Annotated in this window: 25 protein-coding genes; 6 read left to right on the plus strand and 19 right to left on the minus strand. The window is 37.9% G+C overall.

What is annotated here, in order from left to right:
• Positions 1-30 precede the first annotated feature (30 nt).
• Positions 31-876 (plus strand): AraC family transcriptional regulator, encoded by an 846-nt coding sequence (locus tag ACY2RU_RS04360; protein ID WP_490137182.1) that lies wholly within the window; start codon positions 31-33, stop codon positions 874-876.
• On the opposite strand, the gene ACY2RU_RS04365 is transcribed toward ACY2RU_RS04360, so the two are convergent.
• The 7 genes from ACY2RU_RS04365 to ruvC form a co-directional block, all read right to left on the minus strand.
• Positions 873-1,232 carry an MmcQ/YjbR family DNA-binding protein gene (locus ACY2RU_RS04365; protein WP_490137183.1) on the minus strand — a complete coding sequence of 120 codons (360 nt, stop codon included), beginning with the start codon at positions 1,230-1,232 and terminating at the stop codon, positions 873-875. The two genes, ACY2RU_RS04360 and ACY2RU_RS04365, sit on opposite strands and share 4 nt — an antisense overlap.
• 1 nt (position 1,233) lies before the next feature.
• Positions 1,234-2,169, minus strand: a complete 936-nt coding sequence (locus ACY2RU_RS04370) for a transglutaminase domain-containing protein (RefSeq protein WP_490137184.1) — start codon at positions 2,167-2,169, stop codon at positions 1,234-1,236.
• Entirely contained in the window at positions 2,156-2,785 is a 630-nt protein-coding gene (locus tag ACY2RU_RS04375) for a DUF4230 domain-containing protein (protein ID WP_490137185.1), read from the minus strand. Before ACY2RU_RS04375 ends, ACY2RU_RS04370 begins: the two co-directional genes overlap by 14 nt.
• 1 nt (position 2,786) lies before the next feature.
• Positions 2,787-3,140: a DUF4260 domain-containing protein gene (locus tag ACY2RU_RS04380; RefSeq protein ID WP_490137186.1), complete on the minus strand. Its 354-nt coding sequence runs from the start codon at positions 3,138-3,140 to the stop codon at positions 2,787-2,789.
• On the minus strand, positions 3,137-3,886 hold the full coding sequence (locus ACY2RU_RS04385) for a cyclase family protein (protein WP_490137187.1): 750 nt from the start codon (positions 3,884-3,886) through the stop codon (positions 3,137-3,139). The genes ACY2RU_RS04380 and ACY2RU_RS04385 overlap by 4 nt, the downstream gene beginning before the upstream one ends.
• A 59-nt stretch (positions 3,887-3,945) precedes the next feature.
• Positions 3,946-5,073 (minus strand): radical SAM family heme chaperone HemW, encoded by a 1,128-nt coding sequence (gene hemW / locus ACY2RU_RS04390; protein WP_490137188.1) that lies wholly within the window; start codon positions 5,071-5,073, stop codon positions 3,946-3,948.
• Between the two features lie 73 nt (positions 5,074-5,146).
• On the minus strand, positions 5,147-5,701 hold the full coding sequence (ruvC, locus tag ACY2RU_RS04395; protein WP_490137189.1) for a crossover junction endodeoxyribonuclease RuvC: 555 nt from the start codon (positions 5,699-5,701) through the stop codon (positions 5,147-5,149).
• Between the two features lie 31 nt (positions 5,702-5,732).
• On the opposite strand from ruvC, the gene ACY2RU_RS04400 reads away from it, so the two are divergent.
• The 3 genes from ACY2RU_RS04400 to ACY2RU_RS04410 are packed head-to-tail and all read left to right on the plus strand — an operon-like array spanning position 5,733 to position 8,730.
• Positions 5,733-6,686 carry a lysylphosphatidylglycerol synthase domain-containing protein gene (locus ACY2RU_RS04400; protein WP_490137190.1) on the plus strand — a complete coding sequence of 318 codons (954 nt, stop codon included), beginning with the start codon at positions 5,733-5,735 and terminating at the stop codon, positions 6,684-6,686.
• Positions 6,683-7,810, plus strand: coding sequence for a glycosyltransferase family 2 protein (locus tag ACY2RU_RS04405; protein WP_490137191.1), 1,128 nt, complete (start codon positions 6,683-6,685; stop codon positions 7,808-7,810). The genes ACY2RU_RS04400 and ACY2RU_RS04405 overlap by 4 nt, the downstream gene beginning before the upstream one ends.
• A 41-nt stretch (positions 7,811-7,851) precedes the next feature.
• On the plus strand, positions 7,852-8,730 hold the full coding sequence (locus tag ACY2RU_RS04410; RefSeq protein ID WP_490137192.1) for a hypothetical protein: 879 nt from the start codon (positions 7,852-7,854) through the stop codon (positions 8,728-8,730).
• On the opposite strand, the gene ACY2RU_RS04415 is transcribed toward ACY2RU_RS04410, so the two are convergent.
• The 3 genes from ACY2RU_RS04415 to ACY2RU_RS04425 all read right to left on the minus strand — a co-directional run bounded on the left by ACY2RU_RS04415 (position 8,727) and on the right by ACY2RU_RS04425 (position 11,234).
• Positions 8,727-9,206, minus strand: a complete 480-nt coding sequence (locus tag ACY2RU_RS04415; RefSeq protein ID WP_490137193.1) for a hypothetical protein — start codon at positions 9,204-9,206, stop codon at positions 8,727-8,729. The two genes, ACY2RU_RS04410 and ACY2RU_RS04415, sit on opposite strands and share 4 nt — an antisense overlap.
• A gap of 166 nt (positions 9,207-9,372) precedes the next feature.
• Positions 9,373-10,872 carry a M56 family metallopeptidase gene (locus ACY2RU_RS04420; protein ID WP_490137194.1) on the minus strand — a complete coding sequence of 500 codons (1,500 nt, stop codon included), beginning with the start codon at positions 10,870-10,872 and terminating at the stop codon, positions 9,373-9,375.
• Positions 10,869-11,234, minus strand: a complete 366-nt coding sequence (locus tag ACY2RU_RS04425) for a BlaI/MecI/CopY family transcriptional regulator (protein ID WP_490137195.1) — start codon at positions 11,232-11,234, stop codon at positions 10,869-10,871. The genes ACY2RU_RS04420 and ACY2RU_RS04425 overlap by 4 nt, the downstream gene beginning before the upstream one ends.
• Before the next feature lie 176 nt (positions 11,235-11,410).
• Between ACY2RU_RS04425 and ACY2RU_RS04430 the strand changes: the two genes are divergently transcribed.
• Positions 11,411-11,914, plus strand: coding sequence for a DUF456 domain-containing protein (locus ACY2RU_RS04430; RefSeq protein WP_490137196.1), 504 nt, complete (start codon positions 11,411-11,413; stop codon positions 11,912-11,914).
• Positions 11,915-11,987: 73 nt separating this feature from the next.
• Here ACY2RU_RS04430 and ACY2RU_RS04435 read toward each other — a convergent pair whose 3' ends face one another.
• The 4 genes from ACY2RU_RS04435 to ACY2RU_RS04450 form a co-directional block, all read right to left on the minus strand.
• Positions 11,988-12,824 carry a leucine-rich repeat domain-containing protein gene (locus tag ACY2RU_RS04435; RefSeq protein ID WP_490137197.1) on the minus strand — a complete coding sequence of 279 codons (837 nt, stop codon included), beginning with the start codon at positions 12,822-12,824 and terminating at the stop codon, positions 11,988-11,990.
• A gap of 159 nt (positions 12,825-12,983) precedes the next feature.
• Positions 12,984-15,941 carry an alkaline phosphatase PhoX gene (locus ACY2RU_RS04440; protein ID WP_490137198.1) on the minus strand — a complete coding sequence of 986 codons (2,958 nt, stop codon included), beginning with the start codon at positions 15,939-15,941 and terminating at the stop codon, positions 12,984-12,986.
• 232 nt (positions 15,942-16,173) lie between these two features.
• The gene (locus tag ACY2RU_RS04445; protein ID WP_490137199.1) at positions 16,174-18,015 is read right to left on the minus strand and encodes a cytochrome-c peroxidase; all 1,842 of its coding nucleotides are present in this window, start codon (positions 18,013-18,015) and stop codon (positions 16,174-16,176) included.
• Positions 18,016-18,102: 87 nt separating this feature from the next.
• On the minus strand, positions 18,103-18,657 hold the full coding sequence (locus ACY2RU_RS04450; RefSeq protein WP_490137200.1) for a nitroreductase family protein: 555 nt from the start codon (positions 18,655-18,657) through the stop codon (positions 18,103-18,105).
• 230 nt (positions 18,658-18,887) lie between these two features.
• Between ACY2RU_RS04450 and ACY2RU_RS04455 the strand changes: the two genes are divergently transcribed.
• Positions 18,888-19,544, plus strand: coding sequence for an HAD family hydrolase (locus ACY2RU_RS04455; protein ID WP_490137201.1), 657 nt, complete (start codon positions 18,888-18,890; stop codon positions 19,542-19,544).
• A 147-nt stretch (positions 19,545-19,691) separates the two neighbouring features.
• Here the strand turns inward: ACY2RU_RS04455 and ACY2RU_RS04460 are convergent, their stop codons facing one another.
• The 5 genes from ACY2RU_RS04460 to ACY2RU_RS04480 form a co-directional block, all read right to left on the minus strand.
• Positions 19,692-19,769 (minus strand): DUF2188 domain-containing protein, encoded by a 78-nt coding sequence (locus ACY2RU_RS04460; protein ID WP_490137472.1) that lies wholly within the window; start codon positions 19,767-19,769, stop codon positions 19,692-19,694.
• A 786-nt stretch (positions 19,770-20,555) separates the two neighbouring features.
• On the minus strand, positions 20,556-20,768 hold the full coding sequence (locus ACY2RU_RS04465; RefSeq protein WP_490137202.1) for a DUF2188 domain-containing protein: 213 nt from the start codon (positions 20,766-20,768) through the stop codon (positions 20,556-20,558).
• Positions 20,769-20,859: 91 nt separating this feature from the next.
• Positions 20,860-22,125 carry an McrC family protein gene (locus ACY2RU_RS04470; RefSeq protein WP_490137203.1) on the minus strand — a complete coding sequence of 422 codons (1,266 nt, stop codon included), beginning with the start codon at positions 22,123-22,125 and terminating at the stop codon, positions 20,860-20,862.
• A gap of 12 nt (positions 22,126-22,137) precedes the next feature.
• Complete coding sequence (locus ACY2RU_RS04475; protein WP_490137204.1) at positions 22,138-25,182, minus strand: AAA family ATPase; 3,045 nt, start codon at positions 25,180-25,182, stop codon at positions 22,138-22,140.
• A gap of 6 nt (positions 25,183-25,188) precedes the next feature.
• Positions 25,189-25,743 carry a DUF6642 family protein gene (locus ACY2RU_RS04480; RefSeq protein ID WP_490137205.1) on the minus strand — a complete coding sequence of 185 codons (555 nt, stop codon included), beginning with the start codon at positions 25,741-25,743 and terminating at the stop codon, positions 25,189-25,191.
• Positions 25,744-25,751: the final 8 nt, after the last annotated feature.

The following is a 25,751-nucleotide window of genomic DNA, read 5'->3' on the forward strand; positions in this document are numbered from 1 at the left end:
TGCATAATTTAGAATATTATTTGAACACTTATGAAAGTTTTACCGTTCACTATTCCGAAGCCAAAAAAGGACGCGCTCATTGTTCAAGAAGACAAACAAGCTTCGTTTTACGATACGCTACATCAACACGAGGAAATTCAGCTTAGTTGGATACGCCAAGGGGAAGGCTCGTTACTTGTGGGAGACACAGTAAATCACTACAGCACAAATGACGTCATTATACTCGGTGGAAATATCCCGCATGTATTTAAAAGTGATCCCCAAAAAGATCAGGATTCACATATGCTCACCGTATTTTTTACGAAGGATAGCTTTGGAACACATTTTTTTGCGACTGAAGAACTGCGATCATTGCAGTCCTTCTTTAAAAAAGCAACACACGGTTTCCGTATTACAAAATCATCAGACAAGGTCAGGTCGTTATTTCTTGCCGTTGAAAAAACTCAAAAAATAGATCGTTTCCTCTATTTTATGCAATTACTAAAAACACTCAATAGTGCTCGCTACGAACGCTTGTCGTCTTATATTTCTGAAAAAAAGTTTAATGAAGTGGAAGGAAAGCGCTTAAATGCGGTATTTGCGTATACATTACAACATTTTAAGGAAGCCATCAGTCTGCAACGAATTGCGATGGAAGCCACAATGACACCCAACGCATTTTGTAAATATTTTAAAAAACATACGCGGAAAACATACGGTCAGTTTTTAAATGAATTACGAATTGAAGCTGCTTCAAAGGCATTGATTGACTTTCCCGAATCATCCATAACAGATATCGCTGAAACAAACGGATTTCAAAACCTTTCTAATTTTAACCGAAGGTTTAAAAAAGAAAAGGGTTGTACGCCATCTGAATTTCGAAAATCTATTTCCTAGAGCTGCTCAAGCTCATCTTTAAGTTTTCGGGTAAGTTTTGAAACCACTAGATCATACGAGTGATCGATCAATGCTATGACCAATTTGGGCGGTACATTTCCGTCAATTTCAACACTATTCCAGTGTATTTTGCTCATATGATAAGCCCCACGAATGCTGCCATCATATTCTTCACGAAGTGCTATAGCTCTTTCAGGGTCACACTTTAGATTTACTTCCGCAGGCACTCGATCAAGGCCACACAGAGCAAACATTTTTCCCATGACTTTGAAAACTAATGTACTTTCATCAAAGGGAAACGACTCACTAACGCCTTTTTTATTGATACAATAACCACGCACCTCTTCAAAATTCATATCAGTCCATTTTATAGCCTAAGGCTGGTTGATCATCGAAGAAAATAAGAAGGTGTTCGGCACCCAATTCAATTGGTATAGCAAAAACGATCGCGTTGTTTTCTTCGGAAAAAGGGATGGTTTTATGCTCTTTTCCGAAGGAATACGAGATCTTTTTAGGAGCCTGCGTAACAATCTTAAAAGGGATCTCGCCAAAATAAGCTTCCGAAGAGAGGTGTCCGTTTTTTGGTGTTTCCAACTCCGAATAGCGCAACTCCTTTTTTATCAAAATAGGACGCTGTGCGAAATCTTCTCTGCTAATAATTTCGGAAACAAAGGCGTCTTCCAACATTTCGGGATAGTGTGTTTTAAAGAATAATTCTGGATTGGTCTTGTAATAAAAATACGAAGGCTCTTTGATGAATTTCCCATTAAATCGCCCTGCTCCCCAAGTGAGATCAAAAAGATAGGGTTGCGCATCGATCACTGCAACATTCCACATATGATTGGTATCAAAAGCTCTTCCAATATCCTTAAAATGGGTCTTGGTATCTCCGCGAACCACATAATTTGAAATTCCTTGCAATTCTAAAAGCCGTTCAAATGTCATGGCATAGCCTTCACAAACGGCTAATCCTTCTTGCAGCGTAAAGGAAATGATCCTATTTCGGGTCTTTTCTTCTTTCTGATTGCGCTCGCGATAGTCTTTAAAGTTGTAGTTAAACATTTTATACGCCTCGGGATAATACGCAATGTTGTGAATCATCCAGCTATAAATGGCGCGTACTTTCTCCTCTTCCGAAGTAAAATCGCGTGTAATAAACTTACTGAGTTCTTCAGGAGTTTGTACCGTATTTGGGTAGAGTTGAATGGTGGCATCAACACGTTCATAATCCTGTGCGAAGCCAATATGAAATGTCAAACAGACAAGAATAAAAATTGTGCTAAGCAACTTCATTTTTAGAGAGAATTTGTTTGATTTGAGGTGTATCGAGCGTTAACGCCGAATAATCCAGCTTCCAATTGATGGTTTCAACTAACTTTTCCATCAACTGAATAGACTCTAACGCTTGCTTTGTGGCTTCTTCCATCACGCCACTTCCGGGTACCTTATCGATGATGTGCTGTTTGGCTTCGGCATTGATCTCCGTAAGATCTGAAGCGGTAAACGGATTGAGCCAGCCTTCTTTTTTGTCGTAGTACTTAAAATCGGTTTCCACCGTCATCAACTGCGGCTGCGGAAAATCATGCAGCGTAATTGTTTTCGTTTTGTTGTTGGCGTCCATCTTGATCTTCGAAAGGTCAAAACCAACATGGGCCTTGGCTTCGATCAATACGAGCGCCTTTTTCTTCCCAATGATCAAATTAAGCCATTTGTCTTTGACATTTTCGTAGTGATAAATTTCAGAGAAATCTCCTTCCACCGTAATTAGTTTACAGACGCTCCGGATCTTTTCCATCAAAATAACCGACTGGGTGGCCGTTTTGCTCTTTTTCCGCGTAGACGAAAAGCGCGCAAATAAAAAATACGCAATGATCGCACCAGCCGCAAGCCCTATAAAAAGTAACTCCATTTTATTCTTTTCCTATTGTACCCAAATGGGTATTTTTAAAACTGTCTGTATATTTTAAGCCGTAGCCAAATATCCTATCCATCGCCGAATGTGCATAAAGGATTATTCCTATTAACAACCACGGTTCTCCCAACATAAAATAGCCCAACAACATACACACTATTGCAATGCCTTTATGATGAAATATATTGTAGGTCCATGCTCCTGCCTTTGTATTGATCAAATAACCGATCATCCCGATGTCTGGCGTCAACAAAAGCAATGGAAACCACCACCAAGCATAATCTAATTGTGCAAATAACACGATGGCTCCCATAAATTGAGCCAGCTCTTCTAATTTAATAATTCCTTTCATTGCATTAACTTATAAAGTACAGGTTTACTAGGCGTTGCATCGTTATGAAACGGCGCGATCTGTAAATTTAAAAGGTATGAACCATCGGCAATATCATTCGATACAAAAATAAATTCGGTGATGGTCGCATCATATCTCGTAGCATTCGGGTAGTTCCAAAATGCTTTATGGGCCAACAACTTACCATCGTCTTTTTCTCTATCTACCGAAGGCAGATCGATCAGCAAATGCTTTACTCCTAGATCGTGCAAATAGCGTGCCGCTGCTTCCGCTACGTATGGCCAGTTGGTATGCGAATAATGCTTCGATTTCTTTTCGGATGTGTTGGGCAGTGTTCTAATCACGACTGCTTCAGGCGTTTTACCCGCTAATAATTTCTTTATTTCTGCTTCGGAAATAATGCGGTCTTCTCCCTTCATTTCGGGAGTTACCGAAATCACTTCCGCAGTAAAGAAAAAAGTTGTTAGCGCGTCATTTATCGAGTGAAATTCTTCCGAAATATGTCCAACACATTCGGTATGAGTTCCGTGGGCATGCGGATTAAAAGCGATGTTATTAAAATTCACCGAAGCGCCTTCAGAAACCTTGGCAATCCAACCGTCTAATTCAACAGGTTTGATCACGGGCTTTTCCAAATACCAAGCCTCCGGATTCTCTGCCGTAGCGCGTAATGGGATTGAAATATCCAAAGGGTGCTGAAGATCTATTTGATACGCTATATCGTGGATGTGAATGGTTGCTCGCATATAAATTTTAATAAGAACAATATACAATAATCTGCTACTATGGCATGCTTTAAAGGCCCTTAGTCCGTTAATTTAAAAAGATCGCTGGCAATACCATCGCTTAAAAACTTTCCTTTTTTGGTGACCTTTAGCTGTTTTGAATCAAGCTCGAGCAATCCTAATTTTAAAAATTGTGCTGCCTGAGTTTGTAAATAGTTTACATAATTCTCCCCAAACTTACTTTCAACTTCGTCTAATGAGATCCCGGCCGCAACGCGCAATCGCGTCATGACATATTCGTTATATTTATCTCTTTCTGAAAGTGTTTCCCGCTCCAAAGGCAATTGCTGTAGTGCTATTTCCTTTATATATTTTGTGTTGTTTGCTACATTCCAACTTCGAGTATCACCGTCAAAGCTATGTGCCGACGGCCCTACGCCCAAATAAGGCTTTCCATGCCAATAGGCTGTGTTATTTCGCGAATGAAATGCTGGTTTGCTAAAATTGGAAAACTCATAATTCTCATAGCCCGCCGTTTCTAACGCTTCAACCAACAATGTATGATGTTCTTGGGCTTGCTCATCGTTTACAGGAGCGATAAGTCCTTTTTCAATAAAACTTTTTAAGGCCGTCTTAGGTTCCACAGTAAGCGCATAACAGGAAAGATGCGGAACCTTAAACGACAATGCTTTTTCAATATTGGCAAGCCAGCGCGTATTGTTCATTCCCGGAATCCCGTAAATAAGATCGATACTTATGTTGTCGAAATACTGTTGTGCAAACTTGATACTTGTCTCCGCTTCGGTCGCATTATGCGCGCGATTCATAAGTTTGAGATCTTCTTCAAAAAAAGATTGTACGCCAATAGACAATCGGTTGATCTGTGAATTAGCAAGTGATTTGATGGTGGCTTCGGTTAGGTCATCTGGATTTGCCTCCAAGGTAATTTCTGAGGCTTCGGAAACTTTAAAATTTTGATAAACCGCTTCAATAAGCATCGCAATTTCTTCGGAAGTCAATAAAGACGGTGTTCCGCCACCAAAATAAATAGTTTCTACTTCTCCTTTCAATTCTCCCTTCCGAAGTTCTAATTCGGTGCAAATAGCAGCAATAAGCACATCTTTTTTCTTGAGAGATGTCGAAAAATGAAAGTCACAATAATGACAGGCCTGCTTGCAAAAAGGGATGTGGATGTAGATACCTGACACTAATTAATGATTTAATGATTTAATGAAAATATAAAATTCTTGCTACAGCCGTTTACTGTTCACTAATCACAACTTATTTCTTCACCCTTTTCTCGTTCTGTTTTACAAAAGCCGACCAGCCCGAATAACTTTTACCTCCTTCAATTTTTCCGGAATTATAAAAATGACACACCGCCGCTGCGAGTCCGTCGGTACTATCCAAATTCTTAGGAAGTTCCTTTAAGCCCAAGGTACTTTGCAGCATTTTCGCCACCTGTTCTTTGCTCGCGTTTCCGTTCCCGGTAATGGCCATTTTGATCTTTTTGGGTGAATATTCGGTGATAGGAATATCGCGTGAAAGTCCGGCCGCCATAGCTACGCCTTGGGCACGACCCAGTTTAAGCATCGACTGTACGTTCTTTCCGAAGAACGGCGCTTCAATCGCGATCTCATCGGGATGAAACGTCTCAATAAGCTCAATAGTTCGTGCAAAAATATACTTTAGGCGCACATAATGATCGTCGTATTTTGAAAGTTGCAACTCATTTAATTGCAAAAACTCCATCTTTTTACCCACCACTTTTATTAGCCCAAAACCCATAATGGTGGTTCCTGGATCAATTCCTAAAATGATTTTTTCTGAAGGCATATACGACTTAAATTAAGTAACTTCGTTTTTGATGGTCACCCTATCCCACAAAGCTAAACAATATCTACTCGTTGCCCTAAAAGTTTTGATACTCGCTGCAACCTTTGGCTATATCTACGTAAAATTACAAGACACCAACGCACAAACTATCGAGCAATTCACCACCAGTTTAAAGAGAAATACCCAAACCACAGCGTATCTTCTTCTCTTTGTATTTCTCACCATATCAAATTGGTTTTTTGAAATATTAAAGTGGAAAACTGTAGTCTCAGCGGTAGAAAAAATACCCTTTTGGACCGCCACAAAACAAAGTTTATCGGCTTTAACTGTTTCGCTAATTACACCCAACCGCATTGGTGATTACGGCGCGAAAGCCATGTATTACGAGCCTTCAAAACGAAAACAGATCTTATTACTCAACTTTTTTAGCAACGGAATGCAAATGTGCGTAACGGTTATTTTTGGGGTCATCGGACTAGCATTCGTGCATGCGTATTTTGATATTTCGATATCGCTTTTTAATCTTGCGTTACTCTTTATCATAGTACTTCTTTTTGCCTTTTTAGCCTACCTATTTAAAGAGCGTGAGCTGTTGGTAAAAGGTTTTACTATCGCCAAAGTTTGGCTCTATCTCAAGCAACTTTCAGCGCAAATAAAACTAAAAATAGCTACTTATAGCCTCATTCGCTACACGCTTTTTAGCCTCCTTTTTTATGCGCTGCTCCGCTTTTTTGGCGTCAATGAATCCATTTGGATCCTCTTGCCAATCATTTTTGCCATGTATTTGCTCGTTTCCATCATTCCCACACTTTTTATTTTAGATGTGGTGGTGCGCGGGGGCGTTGCCGTTTGGCTCTTCAGTTTGGCTGGTATTCCTGAACTGCCCGTACTCTGCACCGTTTTAGCCATGTGGTTACTTAATTTTGTGATCCCAGCCATCTGGGGGAGTTTTTATGTGCTCACTTTTAAGCCAAAAATAGCATGATTTGGTTCCTTATTATTCCTGCGTTCTATGGTGTGATCATGCTGTTGTTTTTCTTCGGAAATGTAACGCGCTCGAGATTTGTTTCTAAAAAACAAATACCGCTAACGCGATTTTCGGTCGTGATTCCGTTTAGAAACGAAGCAGAAAACCTTCCGGGACTTCTGAATAGTTTGAGCGCTCTTCAGTATCCCAAAGAGCTTTTTGAGATCATACTCATTGATGATGATTCTACAGATACTTCCGAAGAAATTATTGCCCAATGGATGGCCAATTCGGCTCAAGATCTAAACATTCGCTGTATAAAAAACATTCGTAAAACGGCTTCGCCTAAAAAAGATGCTATCAACACGGCAATAGCCATAGCAACGCATGATTGGATCATCACCACAGACGCCGATTGTGTTATAAACCCACTTTGGCTACAAACCTATGATGCTTTTATTCAAAAAACAGACGCGCTATTTGTAGCCGCTCCCGTTGATTATATACCGTGTGACGGTTTTATTCATCAATACCAAACGTTCGATAATTGGAGCTTACAAGGCATCACGGCAGTAAGTTTTGCGCTTGATCACCCCTTGCTCTGTAATGGCGCGAATATAGCTTACAAAAAAGAAGCATTTCACCAAGTGGGCGGGTTTGGTGGCAACCAACATATTGCTAGCGGAGATGATATTTTTCTGCTTGAAAAAATGGTGCGTACATTTCCGAAGCAGATAAAATACCTCAAATCGAATGACGCTATTGTAACAACCAAAACGGAAATTTCGTGGAAAAGCGTTATTTCACAACGGGTCCGTTGGGCTTCTAAAACTTCAAAACAGCGATCGTGGTTGAATAAAATTTTAGGGGTGCTCGTTTTTGCTATGAATTTGTATGTGCTGCTTTTTCCGTTGGCATTGTGCTTCGGGAGAACCACATTTTTTTGGATGATAGGCATTGTCATTTTCAAAATGTTTATCGATAGTTTGATCATTGGGCAAAGCGCAGGCTTCTTCCGAAGAAAAATAAACCTCCTTTATTTTTTCAGAAGTTTTATTGCCTATGCCATCATAACAACAATTGTGGTTTTCCGAAGTTTATTTACAACCTATCAATGGAAAGGCAGGATGCATCACCATTAAACCGATAAAATTTTTATCTTTAAGCTTTAAATCAAGCCCTTATGAAACGCCTACAAACCTTTTTGGTCTTAGCTTCCCTACTTGCTACGACCGCAATATTCGCACAACAACAATACACTGTTGACGGTAAGCAGTATACTTTACAAACAGAAGTTAATGGTCCGCTTACTCTTTTATGGACGACCGTTAATGGAGAATATCGCTATTTTATAAAGAAAGATGAAAAGCTTACTGAGTTAAAAAATACGCGCGTTGATGGCAATTATCAAGAAGAATATATAGATACTTTAATTTTAGAACGAGGTGATATAAATATTGACGTAAGCAAGGTGAAATTCACACGCCCGGGTCTTAAAAAGTTTGTGAATGCCTATAATGAAAAGGTAGATCCAAATTATACGACTGAAACCGAAAATATCGATTTAGCATTGCGTTTAGGTGGTTTTGCGGGAATTAGCAACAACGCTTACTTTGTAAATCCAGACAATTCTTTTCTACCAGCATTTGGGATCGATTTTGAGATCATCGACAATGTAAAATTAAAGCGCCACGCTATTTTGTTTCAATTTACCCAGCTTTTGAGCAGTAGTGATTACGAATTTTCTTCTTCGGAACTATCGTTAAACTATCGTTTTAAGTTTGTGATGCAGCCCAAATTTGATGTCTTTGTCACTGCCAAAGGTGCATCGTATATAAATGTAAGCCGCGATATTGTTGTTCTAGACGAAAATGACAACGAGGTGACTAAAAGTGTTTCTGGAGGTGATTTTAGAACACCCGGAAGCTTTGGCCTTGGAGCAGATATTGCCTTAGGAAACGGATATCTCACGCTTGCTTATAACGACATTGTTGCCATTGGTCTAGAACAAGGCGATGAATTTCCAGTCAATCTGACTTTAGGTTATAAATTCGCGCTTTAGTTGCCCGTTTGAACCACAATCGGTAAGGTAAATCGAGTCTGCACAGGAACGCCACGCTTGTAGGCTGGTGCAATTAAATGGATCTCTTCAACACTTTTCATCAACCAGTCTTCTAAGAGCGGAAAAGACTGCTGCAGCGTACTGTCTATGGCAATGTGTGTTACTTTGAGTGTTGCATTCTTTTCTACAGAAAAATTCATAATAATTGTATCCCGAAGCTGTATTGCGGTCTTTAATTCCTTCTCAGCGATCGTACCATAGATATGTTCAGAAAGCGCTTGTGTAAAGCAAGTTTTTTGCACCGCTTTTTCAGTTTCGTTCTCACAGTTCGGAAACGCTGGATATTGATCAACGCATTTCCAATCGATCGTTTTCATTTCTTGTTCGTAGAATGCTTCGGAAGTAATTTTTTCCGTATCAAAGAACTGGCAAGAAGTTGCCAACAAGAAGATACCAACAAAGAGTAGTTGTTTCATTTTCAGGAAAAAATAGTTCGTGAAAAGTACAAATTTACGCGAACATCGTACATACCTAGCAAGAATTCTTTCTGAAATAGCCATGAATAAACATAAAAAAGCTAGCTAAAATAGAATCATCTATCGCAGCTAGCTTTCTCTGTATAAAAAACCGAAACTAGATTGACTATTTTATTTCAAACATGATCGGCAGTGAATACATCACACTTACTTTTTTACCGTCGTTCATACCAGGCGTCATTTGTGGTAACTTTTTCAACACACGAATTGCTTCTGCTTCAAAAGCAGGAAACTCGGCTTTTGCCTTGATATCTACTACATTTCCTTGGCGATCTATTTTAAATTGCGTCGAAATACGCTGTCTTCCCGAAACACTCTCGGGTGCTATTTTTGTATTAAATTCAGCACCTACAAAGGCAGCTATTTTTTGAGAAAAACAGCTTTTTAGCGCTTCCTTATCGCCTTCACATCCTGGATAAACCGGTACTTGTTGTATGGCACCAAACGGAATGGTCACTTGATCTTTCACATCGTCAAACGACGAACTATTCACGCCTTCGGGAGAGGTTAAAACGTGTAATTGCTTTAAGGCATCTTCTTCTTCTTTAGAAATATTTCCTTTTTTCGCAACCGCCTCTAGCAGGTCGTTAACACGTTGAATGATCTCACTGTCTTCGCTTCCAGCGACATAGTCTGTACTCTCACTCTCTTCTGCTTTTGTGCCAGCTTCGTTGGTGCAAGCTGTGTACAATAACATTCCGCAGATCATCGGGATGAGGAGTAAATACTTCAGTAATAAAGGGTTCTTGGATTTTGATTTTTGTAGCATAACGATTCGTTTTTTTACTTGTCCGTCGCCCTTTCCGAAGGAAAACTTCAGTCCGAAAACATTCAAGCGGATTAATGATTGATTAAAAAATGGATTTATAAATGAAATAGCTTCCGTTTGAAAAACTTGTGAAAGCAATGATTGGTAGTAGGCTTTTTTTGTGCTTTTACTGCTCGCTTGTGCATCGGCGATATACTCTTGAAGCGTTATGATGCGATTCTGAAAAATATATACCAACGGATTAAACCAAAAGAGGATCCGTTGCAGTTCAAAAATAAGCAGATCGGCTGTATGGCGTTGTTTAATATGGGTTTGTTCGTGCAATAAAATACTTTCTTTTTGTGCTTCGGAAAGATCTTCACCTAGAAAAATAGTATTGAAAAAGGAAAAGGCGGTATCGGTTTTAGGAAGAATCACCAATTTCATTCCGTTCCATTTTTGCGTTGTTCCTTGTCGCTTTAATTTTGCAATGCGGAAGAGCTTTACCAATAGCCAAGCCGTGGCTAAAATTGCTCCGGCAAGCCAAATATTTTGGATCCACTCAAACAAGGTCCAAACATTTTGCGCCGTTCCCGTCACTGTGACCGGGTTCAATTGAATGAGGGTCGTTTCTGAAAACCCACCGATCAATACTTCCGGAAGTTGCACGGTATATCCCGAAGGAATGATTCGCTCTACCGCTTCAATACGAAGCCAAGGGAGAATTAAACTTACAATCGGCGTTGCAATTAAGTAAAGTCGGTTGTACTGAAAAAAGGTTTCTTTCTTCAGAAAAAGATCGTAAACCGCTAAAAATAGCAGCTGAAAAACAACAATTTGGATGATATAATGTATCATTTTTTGTCTTCTTTGTTGATCTCCTCCAAAATGGCTTCCATTTCGGTCATGTTGATATCGTTTTTCTTCATAAAGAAAGAGACCATGCTTTTAAAAGAACCCTGAAAATAGCCGTCGACTAACTTATGTAACGACTGATTGCTATAGGCTTCTTTTTTTACCTTCGGAAAGTAGATATGACCCCGTCCTTCCTTGCGGTAATCTACAAAGTCTTTACTCTCCAGAATACGAACGATGGTAGAAACGGTGTTGTATGCGGGTTTTGGTTCGGGAAGCTCATCAATAATGGCTGCCACATTGCCCTCGCCAAGGGTCCAGAGCACCTGCATGATATCTTCTTCGGCTTTTGTTAATTGTTTCATAGGTAACTCCCGTAGATACGGGTATCTTTTACTGTGATTTAAAACTAACTGATGATGATCTTAAAAGGTTTCAACTCCTTTCTAAGATCAAATATAACTAAATATTTAGTTTAAACTAACTTTTTAGTTATAAAATTTGTAACGTCGGTTAAGAATGTGCGTCTAACCAAGCAACTATGGATATATTTTTAGTGATTCTCGGATTCTTTCTAATGCTTGTTGGTATTGCCGGCAGTGTTTTACCCGTAATTCCTGGGACGCCCATCTCGTGGCTCGGACTTATTATTCTATTTCTTGCGCCTTCGCTCGAATTTGATTGGGTCTTTATTAGTATTACAGGCGTTGTGGCGATCGCCATTTATATCTTAGACTACATTATTCCCGCCATTGGAACCAAGAAATTTGGTGGTAGTAAAGCGGGTGCCTGGGGCGCCATCATTGGTTTGTTTGTGGGGATCTTCGCTCCTATTCCGCTAGGTATTTTGATCGGTCCGTTTGTGGGCGCCCTAATTGGCGAACTGGTCGTTAATAAAACCGAAAGCAAACTCGCATTAAAAGCTGCCTTCGGTTCTTTTATTGGCTTTTTAACCTCAACCTTTATCAAGTTCTTTGCGACTTGTATTTATCTCGGTTTGTTTATTTACCACGTAATTATTCATTGGGATGTGCTCATGGGCTAGCTAGTTATCTTGACATTACATAAACAGCCAAACGGCTATTGAAAGCATTGTTTCCTAGTTTCAGGATTACCCATTAAAAATAAACTACACATCCGGGTAGCGCTTTCTTTATACGATCTTGTTCTTTCTCATTGAAGTTATTATGTGTAAGAATAAGGGTTTTTAAATTTTTCAAGCCCGAAATATCTTGTGGTAACATTTTTAAATTATTGTTGGATAAAATGGCCAATTCAAGATTTTCTAAGGTAGAAAGACTCGCTGGCACTTCTTGAAGATCATTATTATTTAAAATAAGGGTCTTCAAGTTTTTTAGTCTTCCAATATTAACAGGGAGAGTTCTTAAGTAATTATGCTCCAAATTCAACTCTTGTAAATCTTTTAAACCATTCCATTGAGTATCTAGTTCATAAAATTGGTTATAACCAATATTCAGAACTCTCAAGGCATTTAAGTTAGCCATTGTACTTGGCAAATAGCTTAGTTGGTTATTATCAAGCTGCAAAACTTCCAACTGCTCACAATTACCTATACTTATAGGTAAAAAAACCAAACTATTTCCAGAAATGTAGAGATATCTAAGTCTCTTTAATACACCTATTTTTTCAGAAATTTTAGATATATTATTGTCGGCTATATCTAGTTTTATTAAACGCTTTAACCGCTTGATGTCGGGAGGAATCACCCCTAAATTATTAGCTTTTAAGTTTAATACTTCGAGGTTTTGAAGTTCAAACACCTTTGTATCCCATCTTTCAAGATGATTTCGCATGGCATTGAGGAAAACCAACTTTTTAAGCTGCTGAATATTATTTGGCAAGTAAAATAATTCCTGATCACGCAAGTTTAATTGAGTTGCGTTCTTGTACTCAGATAACGCCTTTTCAACATTGTAGAACATCTGTTCTTTCAACGGATTGGCATTTTGTGAAATTGTATTATAAAACCCTATTCCGAAGAAAACAGTGAATATCCAAATTTTATGGTTTATCATAACACGTTTTTAGATTATAAAATATAAAAGACTAGTGCGACAAACATCGCACTAGTCTAATTTTCTATGTATTAAAAATTAATTTTTCTTTACAATTTTGTAGCTACCCGAGTTTTGTCCTACGGTAACTTTAATCACTAACATCTGATTTGCGTCAACATATGGCGCAAGATCTAACACTATTGATCTCTTTCCTCCTGTAATTATAACGTCTGTCGTAGTCAAAACCGTCTGTCCTAACATATTGAACACTTCAACGGTGATGGCACCTTCTTGGTCTGCAACCTCAACATTTACAATACCGTTTGTTGGATTAGGATACACAGATATACTATTTTGGAGAACCTCATCTACACTAAGCACTTCTTGTACTAAGATGTAATCTTCCTTTGTCATTCCTGCACTAATTCCTGCGGCATTTTCTACTGTAAGTGTTACGTTGAATTCACCTTCATCAAGATAGGCCACCACTGGAGATTGATCTGAAGAGGACGCTGGAATTCCTCCTTCAAAAGTCCATGACCAAGACGTTGGGTTGTTCTCACTTAGGTCTGTAAATGTTATTGCCGTTCCTGGTTCAACAACTACTTCCGAAGCTTCAAATTCAGCAACTGGAATCTGTGCTCCTAAGTTTTCGTTTAAAGCAAATACAACCGTTGCGGAAGCATCTAAAGTCACATCCATAAATGTAGCGTCTTGTTGGGATGTATTAGAACCACTAGGATGTTGCACCGAAAAGAAACCATATTTAAAGTCTGGAGTAAAAGTTAGACCAGTTGGCTCAGAACCATTGGGCATAGACGCGAACAAATCAACATTTGGTATTTCTTGCGTATGATCTGGACGTACTACCCAAATATAATTGTTACCTCCATCTTGCAATACCCAAAGATTTCCTTTGTCATCAAAAGTAAGGTTGTCATTTCCACCACCCCATGCTTCAGGAAAAACAGCACTATCGGTAGTGATATCATATGATTTTCCGCCTACAAATGTTTTGAAATTTGAAATTGTTGAACCGTTATCTGTAAAACTATACACGCGGCTTTTTCCTTTTGAAGTAAAATAGATCTCACCTGTTATTGGATTAATTTCACAATCTTCAACTCCGTTAAAATCGGTTCCACCCAAAGCAGAGGCTGCTGTTCTCACATTGTTACGCTCAGCCTGCGTGCTATTTGGCACTTGTACCCAAGTTGCAGTTGGTGATGATGGATCATTATCGATCAATGGAGCATCCAATTTCAGCACATATAAAAAGCCTTGGGAAAGATCACCTGCCGTATCTGCAACAAACTTGTATACACAATCTGTTCCTCCATCTTCTCCATAATAGGCGGTTCTCATATCATTAGAAACCACTACGTTTTCATGATTCATACGTCCCATAGCCCAAAGCTTTTCTTGGCCGTTGCCATAATCTACAACAGACGCCGTGCCAGGATCGATTTCAACTAGCCAACCTACATCTTCATATCCATCTGCGTTATTATCTCCACTGTTTGTAGATTCTTCAGCAGTAATAATAGTTCCCCAAGGAGTTACTCCTCCAGAACAGTTACGTGTAGTTGTTACCAACTCGCTATTGTATAAATCTACTGGTTCAGATTCATCAACTACCCAAAGTAATGCATTTTCATCAAAATGCACATCTACAATAGATACGCCTCCAGGTGTTGTTTCGTGATTCACTGAAACATATCCTAAGGTACTGGAACCTTCAATAGGTACATATCCTGTAAAATCATTGTTACCAGGCACGGTACCTCCACCTACGGTATAAGTATCACCTTGTTTAAAGATCAATTGAAAGCGATGCTCACCAGGTATGATCATGTTTGATGTCTGCCCTGTTGGAGTTATTGAAGTAAAACAACCAATATCTCCCGGTACGCAATCTGCATTTTGCGATTGATTTTTGATAAACATATCAAATTTAAGATCAGAACTTTGACCATCACGGTTGTGTATCTCTACAGCAATTTTGTTCACACCTTCTACAAAAAATGTTTTTGCAACTTCATGGATAAAGAATGCATTTTCGTCTGAACCACTTACTGTTGTTTCAGAATTTGTTAGGAAATCAATAGGCCCAGCAGGCATATTGTCTCTAAACACCTCTACACCATTTATATAAACAACAGCACCGTCATCACGATTAAGTCCGAATACCACCTCATCAGTCAGTGCTGCCAAAGAGATATTTACTTCTCTCGTGAAGTAGGTCGTGATAAATTTGTTTCCGGCATCTGGACCAAAAGAAATTTGTGTCGATACAGGATCTCCATATCCTAATGGTGCAAATCCTGCAGACCAAGAGGTGATATCGTAGGCAGCTTCTGTCCAAGGCTCAGCATCTAAGCTCACCCCAGTATCTAAATAAGACCATACAGAATTTGCTACAAAGGGATAATCTGCCGGCTGTGGCGCTGGAATAAAATCGGTAGACATGTCAAAACTCAAATCTGAGCTGGAATTGGATCCCTGATGAACTTCTACAGCGATCACATTTGGGCCATTCTGTAGCAAATTTGTAACACTGAAAGGAAAGAAAGTGCTTTCTTCTGAGCCTCCAATAGCACTAGATGCCTGAGTGTTGTAATCTACAGTTCCTGCTGGCATGTTATCACGCACCACTTCGGTACCGTTTAAATACACTATTGCGCCATCATCTCTTAATAAGTTTATAATGAGGTTGCTATAAATAGATGCATCTACAATATTAAACTCATACCTAAAGTAGTAGGTAGGATATTTCATTGAAGAATTTGGTCCAAAATCTAATGTAGTAGATTCGTCGCCATCTCCGTACCCCATTTGGGTGGCTCCTGTTGGCCAAGCACTATCATCGTAGCCAATTTCTTTCCAAGCTACACCTAGATCAGTTCCAGTGTCGTTATAGCTCCAGATGCTTCCTGAGTCAAATGGAAAATCTCCAGGTGCGACAGTTTCCATCACACGAGTAATTTCAGAAGTTGCAGTTGCAACAAAGCTAAGGAACATAAAGGCTACCATAAGAGGTAAATTTCTTTTCATGTCAATAATTTTTTAGTTGATTTATGAATGGTTTTAATCGTCACCCAAAATTACTGATACACCTTTCCAATTTCACCAACTAAGCTTTATGCTTACATCATAGAACCGTTAGTATGCTGGTGCTATTTTTAACTGAATATTAAGCAGGCAATACAGTCTTAGCCCAAGTATGAAGAGAACTTTAAGAGAATGTTAGTCAAAGGAGGTTTCTTTTCTTAGTAGAATAGCTTTCCTACCTTTCTGCAGCAGAAGTATCTGTCAATGCATTCATAAAAGCAATAAGAGCATCTATTTCGGCTTCCAACAAATCAAGAGGAGCATCAGGCAGTGTTTGATTGGTTACATCTAGCCCCAAACCAGAACCACCACCTTGGTTATAAAAATCTATTACTTGTTCTAAACTTTCATAAGCTCCATTATGAAAATAAGGTGCTGTTTTTTCAATGTTACGAACGGTAGGGGTTTTAAAAGATTTTTCATAGATCCAAGCAAATTCCCCCGCGATATTGTTCTTCCATCTACCTTCATCCAGATCAACTTCTTTTTCTTCGGAAATAGGGCTTTTTAAGACACCTAAAATTTCTGTTTCCGTTTCATTAAACAAAGGAGGTACCAATCCTGAAAAAGTTGGTGCAAAGTGGCAGGTGGCACAAGCGCCTTTTCCCATAAAAATATTAAACCCTTCACTAACTTTAGTCGGAATTACTTCGGTTTCACGCCGAGCATATTGATCAAATGAACTATTGAAAGACTGCAGCGAGAGTACGTATGAGGCTAATGCTTTTACCAAGTTTTCTCGAGTTACAGCGTCCTTTCCGAAGATAGCATCAAATCTGTCTTTATATTCTTTGCTATTGTTCAATTTTTGTAAAATTTCGGCGTATGCCGTATTAAATTCTTTCGGATCAAAGATTACATGTTCTAATTGTTGCTCTAAGGTGAATGCACGGGCATCATAGAAAAACCGTTTAGCATATACCGCATTTAGCAAGGTGGGTGAATTGCGAAGTACTGTAATCCCTTCTATATTGCTCAATGATTTTGCTTTCCCATCAGTAAATGCTATATCTGGATTGTGACAGCTTGCACAACTCATCTTCGCATCTCCACTAATCAACGGGTCATAAAATAGGTCGGCTCCCAATGTATTGATAAGCTGAGAATCTTCGCTTTCTTTTAACTGCGTGTAGAAATATGGGTCAAGAAAATTGGCAGCAAAAATGCTAGTACTATTTGGGTTCCATGCCGTATAATTCTTTAAATTTTTAGAATTAATCGAGATGGGCAATGCACCTAGCTCCCTATATAAAGGGTCAATATAATTTCTTAAAAAAGCAAGTCTATCGAAAGATTCAAAGGTGGTATCGTCTTGCAATTGTTCTATAGCGCCTTCAAACAAGGATGCGATCACATTTCTTTGTTTATACTGTTGCACGAGAGGCTCAAGTTCAATAAGTTCTTGCATAGATTGTAAGGAGGCTCCTGCCTCCTGCAGTCCATTTACGGAACCTGGAGTATCAAAACCTGTTAAACCTAATGTAAAAATTCGTACGAGTTGCAATCGTGACGCTAGGATAAGGTCTTCAATATTTGGCTTCGACACTTTAAGAGCATTTGCTAAAAGATTGTATTGCGTATTTACTTTTTTTGAAAGTGCGGCTATTATTACTTTTTCTTCGGAAGGATTTTCAGAATAGATCAACTCATCCAACATTTGTAAACCTTCTGGCGGAACTACAGTAGGTTGATTCCCCGATTTATTGATCTTAAGCAAGGGAGCGCCGTTTAAATACTTACTAGTAAATTCTGGACTGCTATAGGCAAAATAAAATTCGACAGATTTATACTTTAATCGCGCTTGTGTTAGTATGGCACGTAACGAATCCTCATGAATCTGCCCATGTTGAAATTTAGTAGCTGCTTCGTCCAATTTTTGCAAGGCCCTAGCGGCATCATTTAAATAATAGTTAAATCTTTCTGGGTTCGCATTGTATTGAATATTTGGCCCACAACCTTGTAATAGGAATACAAAAAGACCTAGCGCAACAAAAATAAGAGAAACAGTGGTTTTCAAAGCTATCAATTTAGTGATAGCCAAACGTACTATTGTCGATACACTTGGTTGTTACCTCTAGGTTACCAAACTCTTAAATATGCTATTTTATAGCCATTGTGTTTTTTCTTCAATACTTGAATTCCGAGCCCCATCGGGAAGGTCGCCATCGTATTTCCCCATATAGAAAAAGCCCAAACACCGCTCGCCTTCGGCTAGCTCAAAAAATTGCCCCATGTGGGAGATAAGTCCGGGAGAGCTCCAATAAGCTCCAATATTTAAGTCGTGTGCCGTAAGCCACATATTTTGCACTGCCATGGCCGTTGCGGCGATCTCTTCCCATTCTGGGACGCTTTCGGCAGGATCGCGTTGCATACAAATAGCAATGATACAACCTGCCTTTTTAGGGTTTTCTAGTAACTTTTGATATTTAAATTCTGAAAACTTAGGCGCTATTGCTTTAAATGTATCGGCTAAAAACCGACCCAAAGCCGCTTGCGAATCCCCTTGCAACACCTTAAAACGCCAAGGTTCTGTCTTTTTATGGGAAGGTGCCCAATTGGCAGCGGCGAGGACAGTTTGTATCTCTTCCTTTGATATGGTTTCGTTGTTGTATTGTGCTGGGAAAACCGATCTTCGGTTTTGAATAATTTCTGTGATCATGCTCATTTTTTTTTGTTGAATAAAGATACGAAACTATGGATGTTGCATTTAAGAAAATCACCTTTTTTGATTGCTTCGGAAGGAAAATTTTAAGATGACTTCGGCCAAAAAAAGACAAACTGTTCCTATTTTCCTTTTATCTCTTTACATCTCCTTTTCACGTGGCTGATGCTTCGTCGAAAACAAAAAAACAAATATCTTTGACACTTACTAATGTATAAAACTAAGCGATGCGTTTTAAGGCAGTACTTTTTGATATGGATGGGGTGATCGTAGATACCGAACCGCTACACCGAAAAGCCTATTTTAGTATGTTTAACGATGTAAATATTGCGGTTTCCGAAGCAATGTACACGCGTTTTACTGGGCAATCTACCTTAAATATCTGTAAGCAATTGGTGACGCATTTTGAACTTCAAGACACCCCAAAATCGCTTGTAGCTTGCAAACGACAGCACTTTAAAAATCTTTTTGAAAACGACACCTCTTTGCAATTGCTAGACGGTGTGTTGGATCTTATCAAAGATTATCACAGTAACGGACTCACACTGGTGCTCGCTTCATCCGCCTCCATGCCTAATATTGATCGTATTTTTGATCGTTTTGACCTCAACCAGTATTTTGTGGCCAAACTTAGTGGTGCCGACCTAAAACAGAGCAAGCCACATCCCGAGATCTTTATTAAAGCTGCGGAAGCTGCTCAGCACGCGCGCGAACACTGTATGGTGATCGAAGATTCCAGCAATGGTATAAAAGCCGCCAACGATGCCGGTATTTTTGTGGTGGGTTATGATAGCAAACATTCCACCGATCAAGATTACTCTAATGCCGATGTGGTGGTTTCTACGTTTCGGGAGATCTCCCATAGCAGCTTACGGCATTTGTAGTTGTAGCGTGATCGATAATTTAAATATGAGTAATCGCCTTCGCTAACGCTACGGACGGGTAAGTTGGGTGTTGGAAAGTAAACTACAAAATTAACCTAGCTTAGCTTTAAAATCCACCGATCACTGTTCACCGATCACCATTCACCACTAATCATAATTTATCCGATCCCGAATCGTCCCATCGGCGCGATGAATAATAACATCTGCCTTGTGTTTTCTAGCAATGGGAAAAGAACAAAATAAAAATTTATTTTTTTATCATTTCTATTTTGCATGCTTTAACTTCTTTCATGTTCATTTTTTTCTTAGATAAAAAAACGAACCAAAAAAATCAAGTTTCATCGAGGCGTTTTTACTTCGTAAAACCAAAAATTCAGGGCTAAATTCCCTACAGGGATTCAGGAATTTTCACGCCCTACATTTTCTACGCTGCGATTCAACAGTTTTTTGTATTAGCCAATCGAGCCTTAGAAAAATCTGCATGAAATATAACGAAGAAAGCTTATTACGCTTTATTCTTTTTTGCATTGCCCAAAAAAGAAACAAAAAAGTCTAGTCTCACGATTCTTCTTCACCCATTACGGCTTCCAATCTAAACACACACAACTCATTCGTCAAAGACGAACTCAAACAGTGTTTAGTTTTTAACGATCGTTCAGCCTATGGGTCCCGAAGTCGAATCGTAGGACTTCTATTTGATCGACAATAAAAAATTGGTGTTCTGAAGTTTTGGCATGCAATTATTCCGAACCCTTTTATGCCAGAATAGGTGAACCGATTTTCAATACTGCGCACTGCGTAAGATATTTGTACTAGCAAAACCGAGCCTTAGAAAAAACTACGTAAAATGCAAGGAAAGGAACGTATAGCACGAAACGCTGTTTGAACGTCGCCAAAGGCGAAGTGAGTTCGGTGAGTATAGTGCAGTGACGTAGTATTTAGGAGGTTTTTCTTCAGCGCTAGACCTTTTGGTTCTTTTGCGGCAATGGGAAAAGAACACGAACTTAAAATTTAATCATAATTAATACGATCCCGTATCGTCCCATCAGCGCGATGAATGATAACATCAGACTTATATTTTCTAGCTAAGGTCTTAGCCTTCGTAATGGCCGTGGATTGTTTTCTATGCTTGGAGGTAATGCGTTTATTCCCTTCTCGCTTAACCGCCCAATCATCTTCATACGGCACCACATGCATATGCCAGGTACGCGGTCGCTTATTCATACTTTTTAAAAGCACTTCGATGATCTCGCGAATGGCGGTAAACCAGGATTTATTTTTGGGCATTTGTTAAAATATGATTAAACTATTTCTACTAAATTATTTTGTTCTCTGGTTCAACAAGAAAATCTTCTTTGTAAAGCTCATTTAAAATTCGATCTCCAATTTTTAAATCTAACGAGTTATCATTATTAAAGACACTCATTTTACAAACGCCGCAACTATGTTTTGCGGGATCATCAAAAAAAGCAGTCAATAAATTGTCAGAGGTTGCGGAAGGATATAGCAATAACGCATTTTCTCCTTTCCAATATTCGTTATAAACAAACATCTGTCGCAAATCATTGGTATTAGGCTTACTATCCTTATTGTTTTTCCATTTTGTATCTATTATACAAGTGGTTTCATTTTGTTTAATTACAATATCTGGTCGTATGGTGGTACCATTCCAGAATGTTTTTTGATTTTGTCCATAAACTTCAATATCTAAATCTTTTGTTGCTTCCTTTAGCTTTAAGAGTACATATTCTTCCCAGAGTATGTTCATATCAAATAATAAGGCTAACATATTTTCGGAACCTGTTGAAACGTTGGGAGCAAAATTTAAGATGATCAATCTAGCAATTTCAATTGCTGTTTCATAGGGTTTATTTTTCCTATTAAAAGTTAAATTTGAAAAGGTGGTCTCGCTACATTTAATATTAGAAACTTCTGGAAAATTTAACTGTACCTCTTTACATCTAGCGTATAAATAAGTGCCTTTAGAGACCAACTCGATTACTGATAACGACTGATTTATAATTTGATGTAATGTATGATCCTTATTATAAATTTGATGAGATGTATAAAAACGCTCTTTGTGAATTAAATTTTTATTCAAATGTTGGGCAAACTCTAATTTACCCTTTAAAGCTTTTACATTTTTAGATTCCTTATAATAAGTTTTAATCAGTCCTTTTCTACATAGATCTTCAACTTCCCTTAAAAACCAATCAAAGTAAATATCTAGCAAATGTATATTTTGTTTATTTACTTGGGCATGTCCAACTTTTTGTACTTTCAAACGCTTGGTTTGTTTAAGCATTTCGATTAATACACCCTGCCAAATTCCTTCATCCTCGGTAGAAATGGAATCAATTTTAGGCAACACTTCGATATTCAAATCATCTACTCTAATTACCCCAACGTATTGACTAAACTTTACACCCTTATGCACGAGTGTAAAGTATTTATTGTCGTGCAGACTGTTTAATTTTGCTAATGCCTCGAAGTGTTTTTTCTGAAACTTTACGCCATCATATTCACGCCCATAAAAGAGTTTATGGTGCTCAAAGACCTGTATGCGTTTGGTTGTCTTCAAAGGTGTTGATTATTAAATAACATTTTCTAGAGGCTTATTAAGCAATAAAAGGATGGCCTCTTCTATATCCTCTATTGCTGCTTTAAGAATATATTGCGTATCAAGTGAAGGCACTTCAATATTTTTGAAATTTGCAAACTTAGTTTCGTTGTTGCCATTTTCTTCAACGAAACCTGAACCTAGAATCAAAGCTATTTTTTCATAATCGTGATAGAAGTATTCTTGCAATAATGGAATTATTTTATTCTGAAACACTAAAATTAGTGCTTCCGTATCACCAGCTTCTACCGAAAGGAAATAGGAATGTCCGATGGTATGATCTCTATCAACTAAAACTTCGATACGGTTATTGATTGTTCGTAATACTTCTTCAAGTGTAAAACCATCAAATTGCTTATCACTTAGCAAACTAGGGTCTGGCATTATCTCTTTAAATGAAAAACGTCTTCGTAAGGCTGTGTCTAATGCCTCAACACTTCTGTCGGCTGTATTCATAGTTCCATAAATATCCAGATTTGAAGGTACGCTGAAATCTTTTTTAGAGTAGGGAAGCTTTATACTCATTTCATTTTTAGCCCCTTTTCGCTTGTCTATTTCAATTAACGTGATCAATTCTCCAAAAATAGCAGACACATTTCCTCTATTTATTTCGTCTATAAAAATAGCATATCTATTATCAGAGTCATTTTTGGCTCTGGTACATAAACTTTTAAAAACACCATCTTCAATGGTATAGCCCAAATTTATTGCTTCTTCTCCATTATCTGGAAGAATTGGTTTGATTCCCTCTATAAAATCTTCATAAGCAAAGGATTGGTGAAAGGTGACAAAATCGTAATGTTTAATAATTTTATCTGGATCTGGATTATAATTGTCTACTGAGTCTTTAATTTCATATAATTCCGGCACTAACTCCTCAACTTGATCCTTTAAAATATCCCAAAAGGAATCTTCTGTTTTATTAAATATTAGAGGTTGTTGTCTGTTAGATACATTTACAAATTCACACTCGTCAATTGTATGACTTTGTAATTGCCCCCAAATCGTTGGTCGTACCGTTTTAGAGTTCGATAGGCTTGCTTTTTTCTGTACCCATTCATGCTCAAAAATATCTGACACTTTAGAACTCCCAATATCCAGTAAAGCAATAGCAATAACCTGCCACCAAGAGCAACCACTTACAATGGTTTCAAAATGTTGTTCTAAACTAATCGAGGTCTCCTTTGATGTATATTTTTCAAATAATTGATCTTTTAAATAAAATGTTTTTCCTGTTCCAGGAGGCCCGTAAAGGATTTGGTTGATTACAACATGTTTTTTGTTGCCAATACCCTGATGCCTATTATTACTATCCATAATGCTTAACAACCACTCATAATAATAATCAAAACCATTTTCTATAGTATCGTATGGAGTAATATCAGTTAACGTTTTAAGTACTAAACTATGTTCAAGATCCCAATTTCCTTTTCTTTGCCAATTAACTTTTCTTCTATGTTTATATTCGTCCTTGGAATTATCCCAAAAATATTCTGATGCAATAATTCCATAACCCAACAACTTGCTCCTCCCTTTTTTTACGATAACAACATCGCCTATATTCATATTATTTGCAAACTCCCAATTCGCTGCAGTATCGTTCATTTTATTTCCATCACCACCATAGGCATTTCTAAGTGCATTTCGTACTTGTTCTTGGTTTTTGTATTGAGATACATCTCCAATTTCATCCCATCCTAACGCAATTACGCCTTCTTCATAAAACTCATTCCATTTATGAGCATTTCTGCCTGGCGCTATGAGCCAATATTTTTTTTGTAGATCCATTTTCTTAGTTTCTTTAATGAACTGAATATATTTTCCTAACGAAGCCGAATAAAACCCTTTATCCCCATAGGAAGGCACACCTGAATTGTAGAAGATTCCATCTTTATTTCGTTGTTCACTTATTAATCTTTGGTATAGACTATTTAAGTCTGTTAAATCGTCTACTGTGAATACGTTGTATCCCAGAGGTTTTTCTAGCAACTCTATAGCTCGTATGTAAGATGTTTTAGTCCCAGAATCTGATTTTATATTTGTATTTAACCATGTAATAAATTGTTCTTTGTAATTTTTGTTGGGAATCGACGATTTCTCGAAATTATCAGTATCAAGTGTTCGAAAAAGAATGTCCTGAGCCAATAGTAAATGATTTGGATCTTCGTATGAATTTTCAGATTTTGCTTCGGAAACCATTTTCAACAGATTATCATCTTTTTGAATATATCCATTGATTAACTCATCTACTAGTGATAAATAATGCACGTATTTTTTACCTGCTTTTTTAGGCTTAATCTTTAATTGTTCACATAATTTTTTATAAAAAGAACTTTTGTAAAATGTATATTTTTCTGGATTGTGATAAGTCAATAATGTTGCAATAGTTCGCTCATCATGATGATGGGATAAGTTCTTTGCCCCGTCAAGATCACGGTACAAAGTTTCTATACCGGCTCCAAACCGATCAATTCTCTCTTGTAGTGGAATTGACTTATCAAAAAGCAACTTATATTGTTCTCTATATCCTTCTTCTTTCTCGTTTACGATATGATGCGCTACTGCTCTTGCATTGTGATACAAAAGATTTGAGAAATCAATAGCTTGTAATTCATCCGCAAAATTCTCAACGCTCGGATTGGGTCTCCCCTGATATTTTTTAAGTAATTCCCATTTGTATAATTCCTTATGAAAACCCTCTTTATCTATAATAGAACTGTATTTGATTAAAAGGTTTTGAAAAACATCATTATTCAATGCTTTCTTTTCTACTGTAAACCCGAGTTCTTCATATTTTTTAAAACAATCAGTATCGATTCCCCCTTTAAAATAGCGTTCTAACTTCCTTCCCGATGCATGATAATTTGCATACACCATAATAACTTTAGGAGGATACAATTTTCCATTATAAACTAAATTGTAGGTAGTTGAGTTTTTAAACCCGGCAGGGATTCCCTTTTCTTCAAAATCCTTAATTCCTTGAAGTATGTGTTTTCTTTGTACTTTATCAAATTCCATAGAAGATTACGTAATTATTTTAAAACCCAATTTTTCCACTAAATCGGGGTAGTACCTGTTTATGTGATTGCTGGCTGTTTTTGCACTATTGCTAATAAATATTCGATTCAACAAAGCGATATCTAGCAAAGAACTCTCTAAAAAATCGACGCCCTTTGTATAACTTGATACTGCTTTAGCCTTTGTTATGGACTTAAAATCTTCTAATCTGTGAGAATCTCTTGCAACGGCGCAAGAACTAAAGTGAATCACTTTATCATCGAACCATCCTCGGCATATATCACCCAATTCTTCAATACTTATGGTTTCATCTTTAGATAACTCTATTTCATGGCGGGAACCATGGGCGGCCAATAATATAACACCATATTTTTTGTAGCGAGCCGCAGTAGATGACTCTAAATATTTTAAAAGGCTGTCAACTGTATTTACTTTTCTAAAAACATGGTCAACACCCGACACTTCTTGTAATAACGAAAGCACTGACTTAATTGTGAGATTGTTATCTAGTTTATCTTCCCACTCACCCTCGATCGCAAAAATGTGGTTGTCTTTGTTCATAGATACTA

This window comes from Ulvibacter sp. 2305UL32-6 (genome assembly GCF_058148545.1).

Coding starts and splice junctions, on each gene's coding strand:
- ACY2RU_RS04360 (WP_490137182.1), top strand. CDS start 31: ATGAAAGTTTTACCGTTCACTATTCCGAAGCCAAAAAAGGACGCGCTC.
- ACY2RU_RS04365 (WP_490137183.1), bottom strand. CDS start 1,232: ATGAATTTTGAAGAGGTGCGTGGTTATTGTATCAATAAAAAAGGCGTT.
- ACY2RU_RS04370 (WP_490137184.1), bottom strand. CDS start 2,169: ATGAAGTTGCTTAGCACAATTTTTATTCTTGTCTGTTTGACATTTCAT.
- ACY2RU_RS04375 (WP_490137185.1), bottom strand. CDS start 2,785: ATGGAGTTACTTTTTATAGGGCTTGCGGCTGGTGCGATCATTGCGTAT.
- ACY2RU_RS04380 (WP_490137186.1), bottom strand. CDS start 3,140: ATGAAAGGAATTATTAAATTAGAAGAGCTGGCTCAATTTATGGGAGCC.
- ACY2RU_RS04385 (WP_490137187.1), bottom strand. CDS start 3,886: ATGCGAGCAACCATTCACATCCACGATATAGCGTATCAAATAGATCTT.
- ruvC (WP_490137189.1), bottom strand. CDS start 5,701: ATGCCTTCAGAAAAAATCATTTTAGGAATTGATCCAGGAACCACCATT.
- ACY2RU_RS04400 (WP_490137190.1), top strand. CDS start 5,733: ATGGTCACCCTATCCCACAAAGCTAAACAATATCTACTCGTTGCCCTA.
- ACY2RU_RS04405 (WP_490137191.1), top strand. CDS start 6,683: ATGATTTGGTTCCTTATTATTCCTGCGTTCTATGGTGTGATCATGCTG.
- ACY2RU_RS04410 (WP_490137192.1), top strand. CDS start 7,852: ATGAAACGCCTACAAACCTTTTTGGTCTTAGCTTCCCTACTTGCTACG.
- ACY2RU_RS04415 (WP_490137193.1), bottom strand. CDS start 9,206: ATGAAACAACTACTCTTTGTTGGTATCTTCTTGTTGGCAACTTCTTGC.
- ACY2RU_RS04420 (WP_490137194.1), bottom strand. CDS start 10,872: ATGATACATTATATCATCCAAATTGTTGTTTTTCAGCTGCTATTTTTA.
- ACY2RU_RS04425 (WP_490137195.1), bottom strand. CDS start 11,234: ATGAAACAATTAACAAAAGCCGAAGAAGATATCATGCAGGTGCTCTGG.
- ACY2RU_RS04430 (WP_490137196.1), top strand. CDS start 11,411: ATGGATATATTTTTAGTGATTCTCGGATTCTTTCTAATGCTTGTTGGT.
- ACY2RU_RS04440 (WP_490137198.1), bottom strand. CDS start 15,941: ATGAAAAGAAATTTACCTCTTATGGTAGCCTTTATGTTCCTTAGCTTT.
- ACY2RU_RS04450 (WP_490137200.1), bottom strand. CDS start 18,657: ATGATCACAGAAATTATTCAAAACCGAAGATCGGTTTTCCCAGCACAA.
- ACY2RU_RS04455 (WP_490137201.1), top strand. CDS start 18,888: ATGCGTTTTAAGGCAGTACTTTTTGATATGGATGGGGTGATCGTAGAT.
- ACY2RU_RS04465 (WP_490137202.1), bottom strand. CDS start 20,768: ATGAATAAGCGACCGCGTACCTGGCATATGCATGTGGTGCCGTATGAA.
- ACY2RU_RS04475 (WP_490137204.1), bottom strand. CDS start 25,182: ATGGAATTTGATAAAGTACAAAGAAAACACATACTTCAAGGAATTAAG.
- ACY2RU_RS04480 (WP_490137205.1), bottom strand. CDS start 25,743: ATGAACAAAGACAACCACATTTTTGCGATCGAGGGTGAGTGGGAAGAT.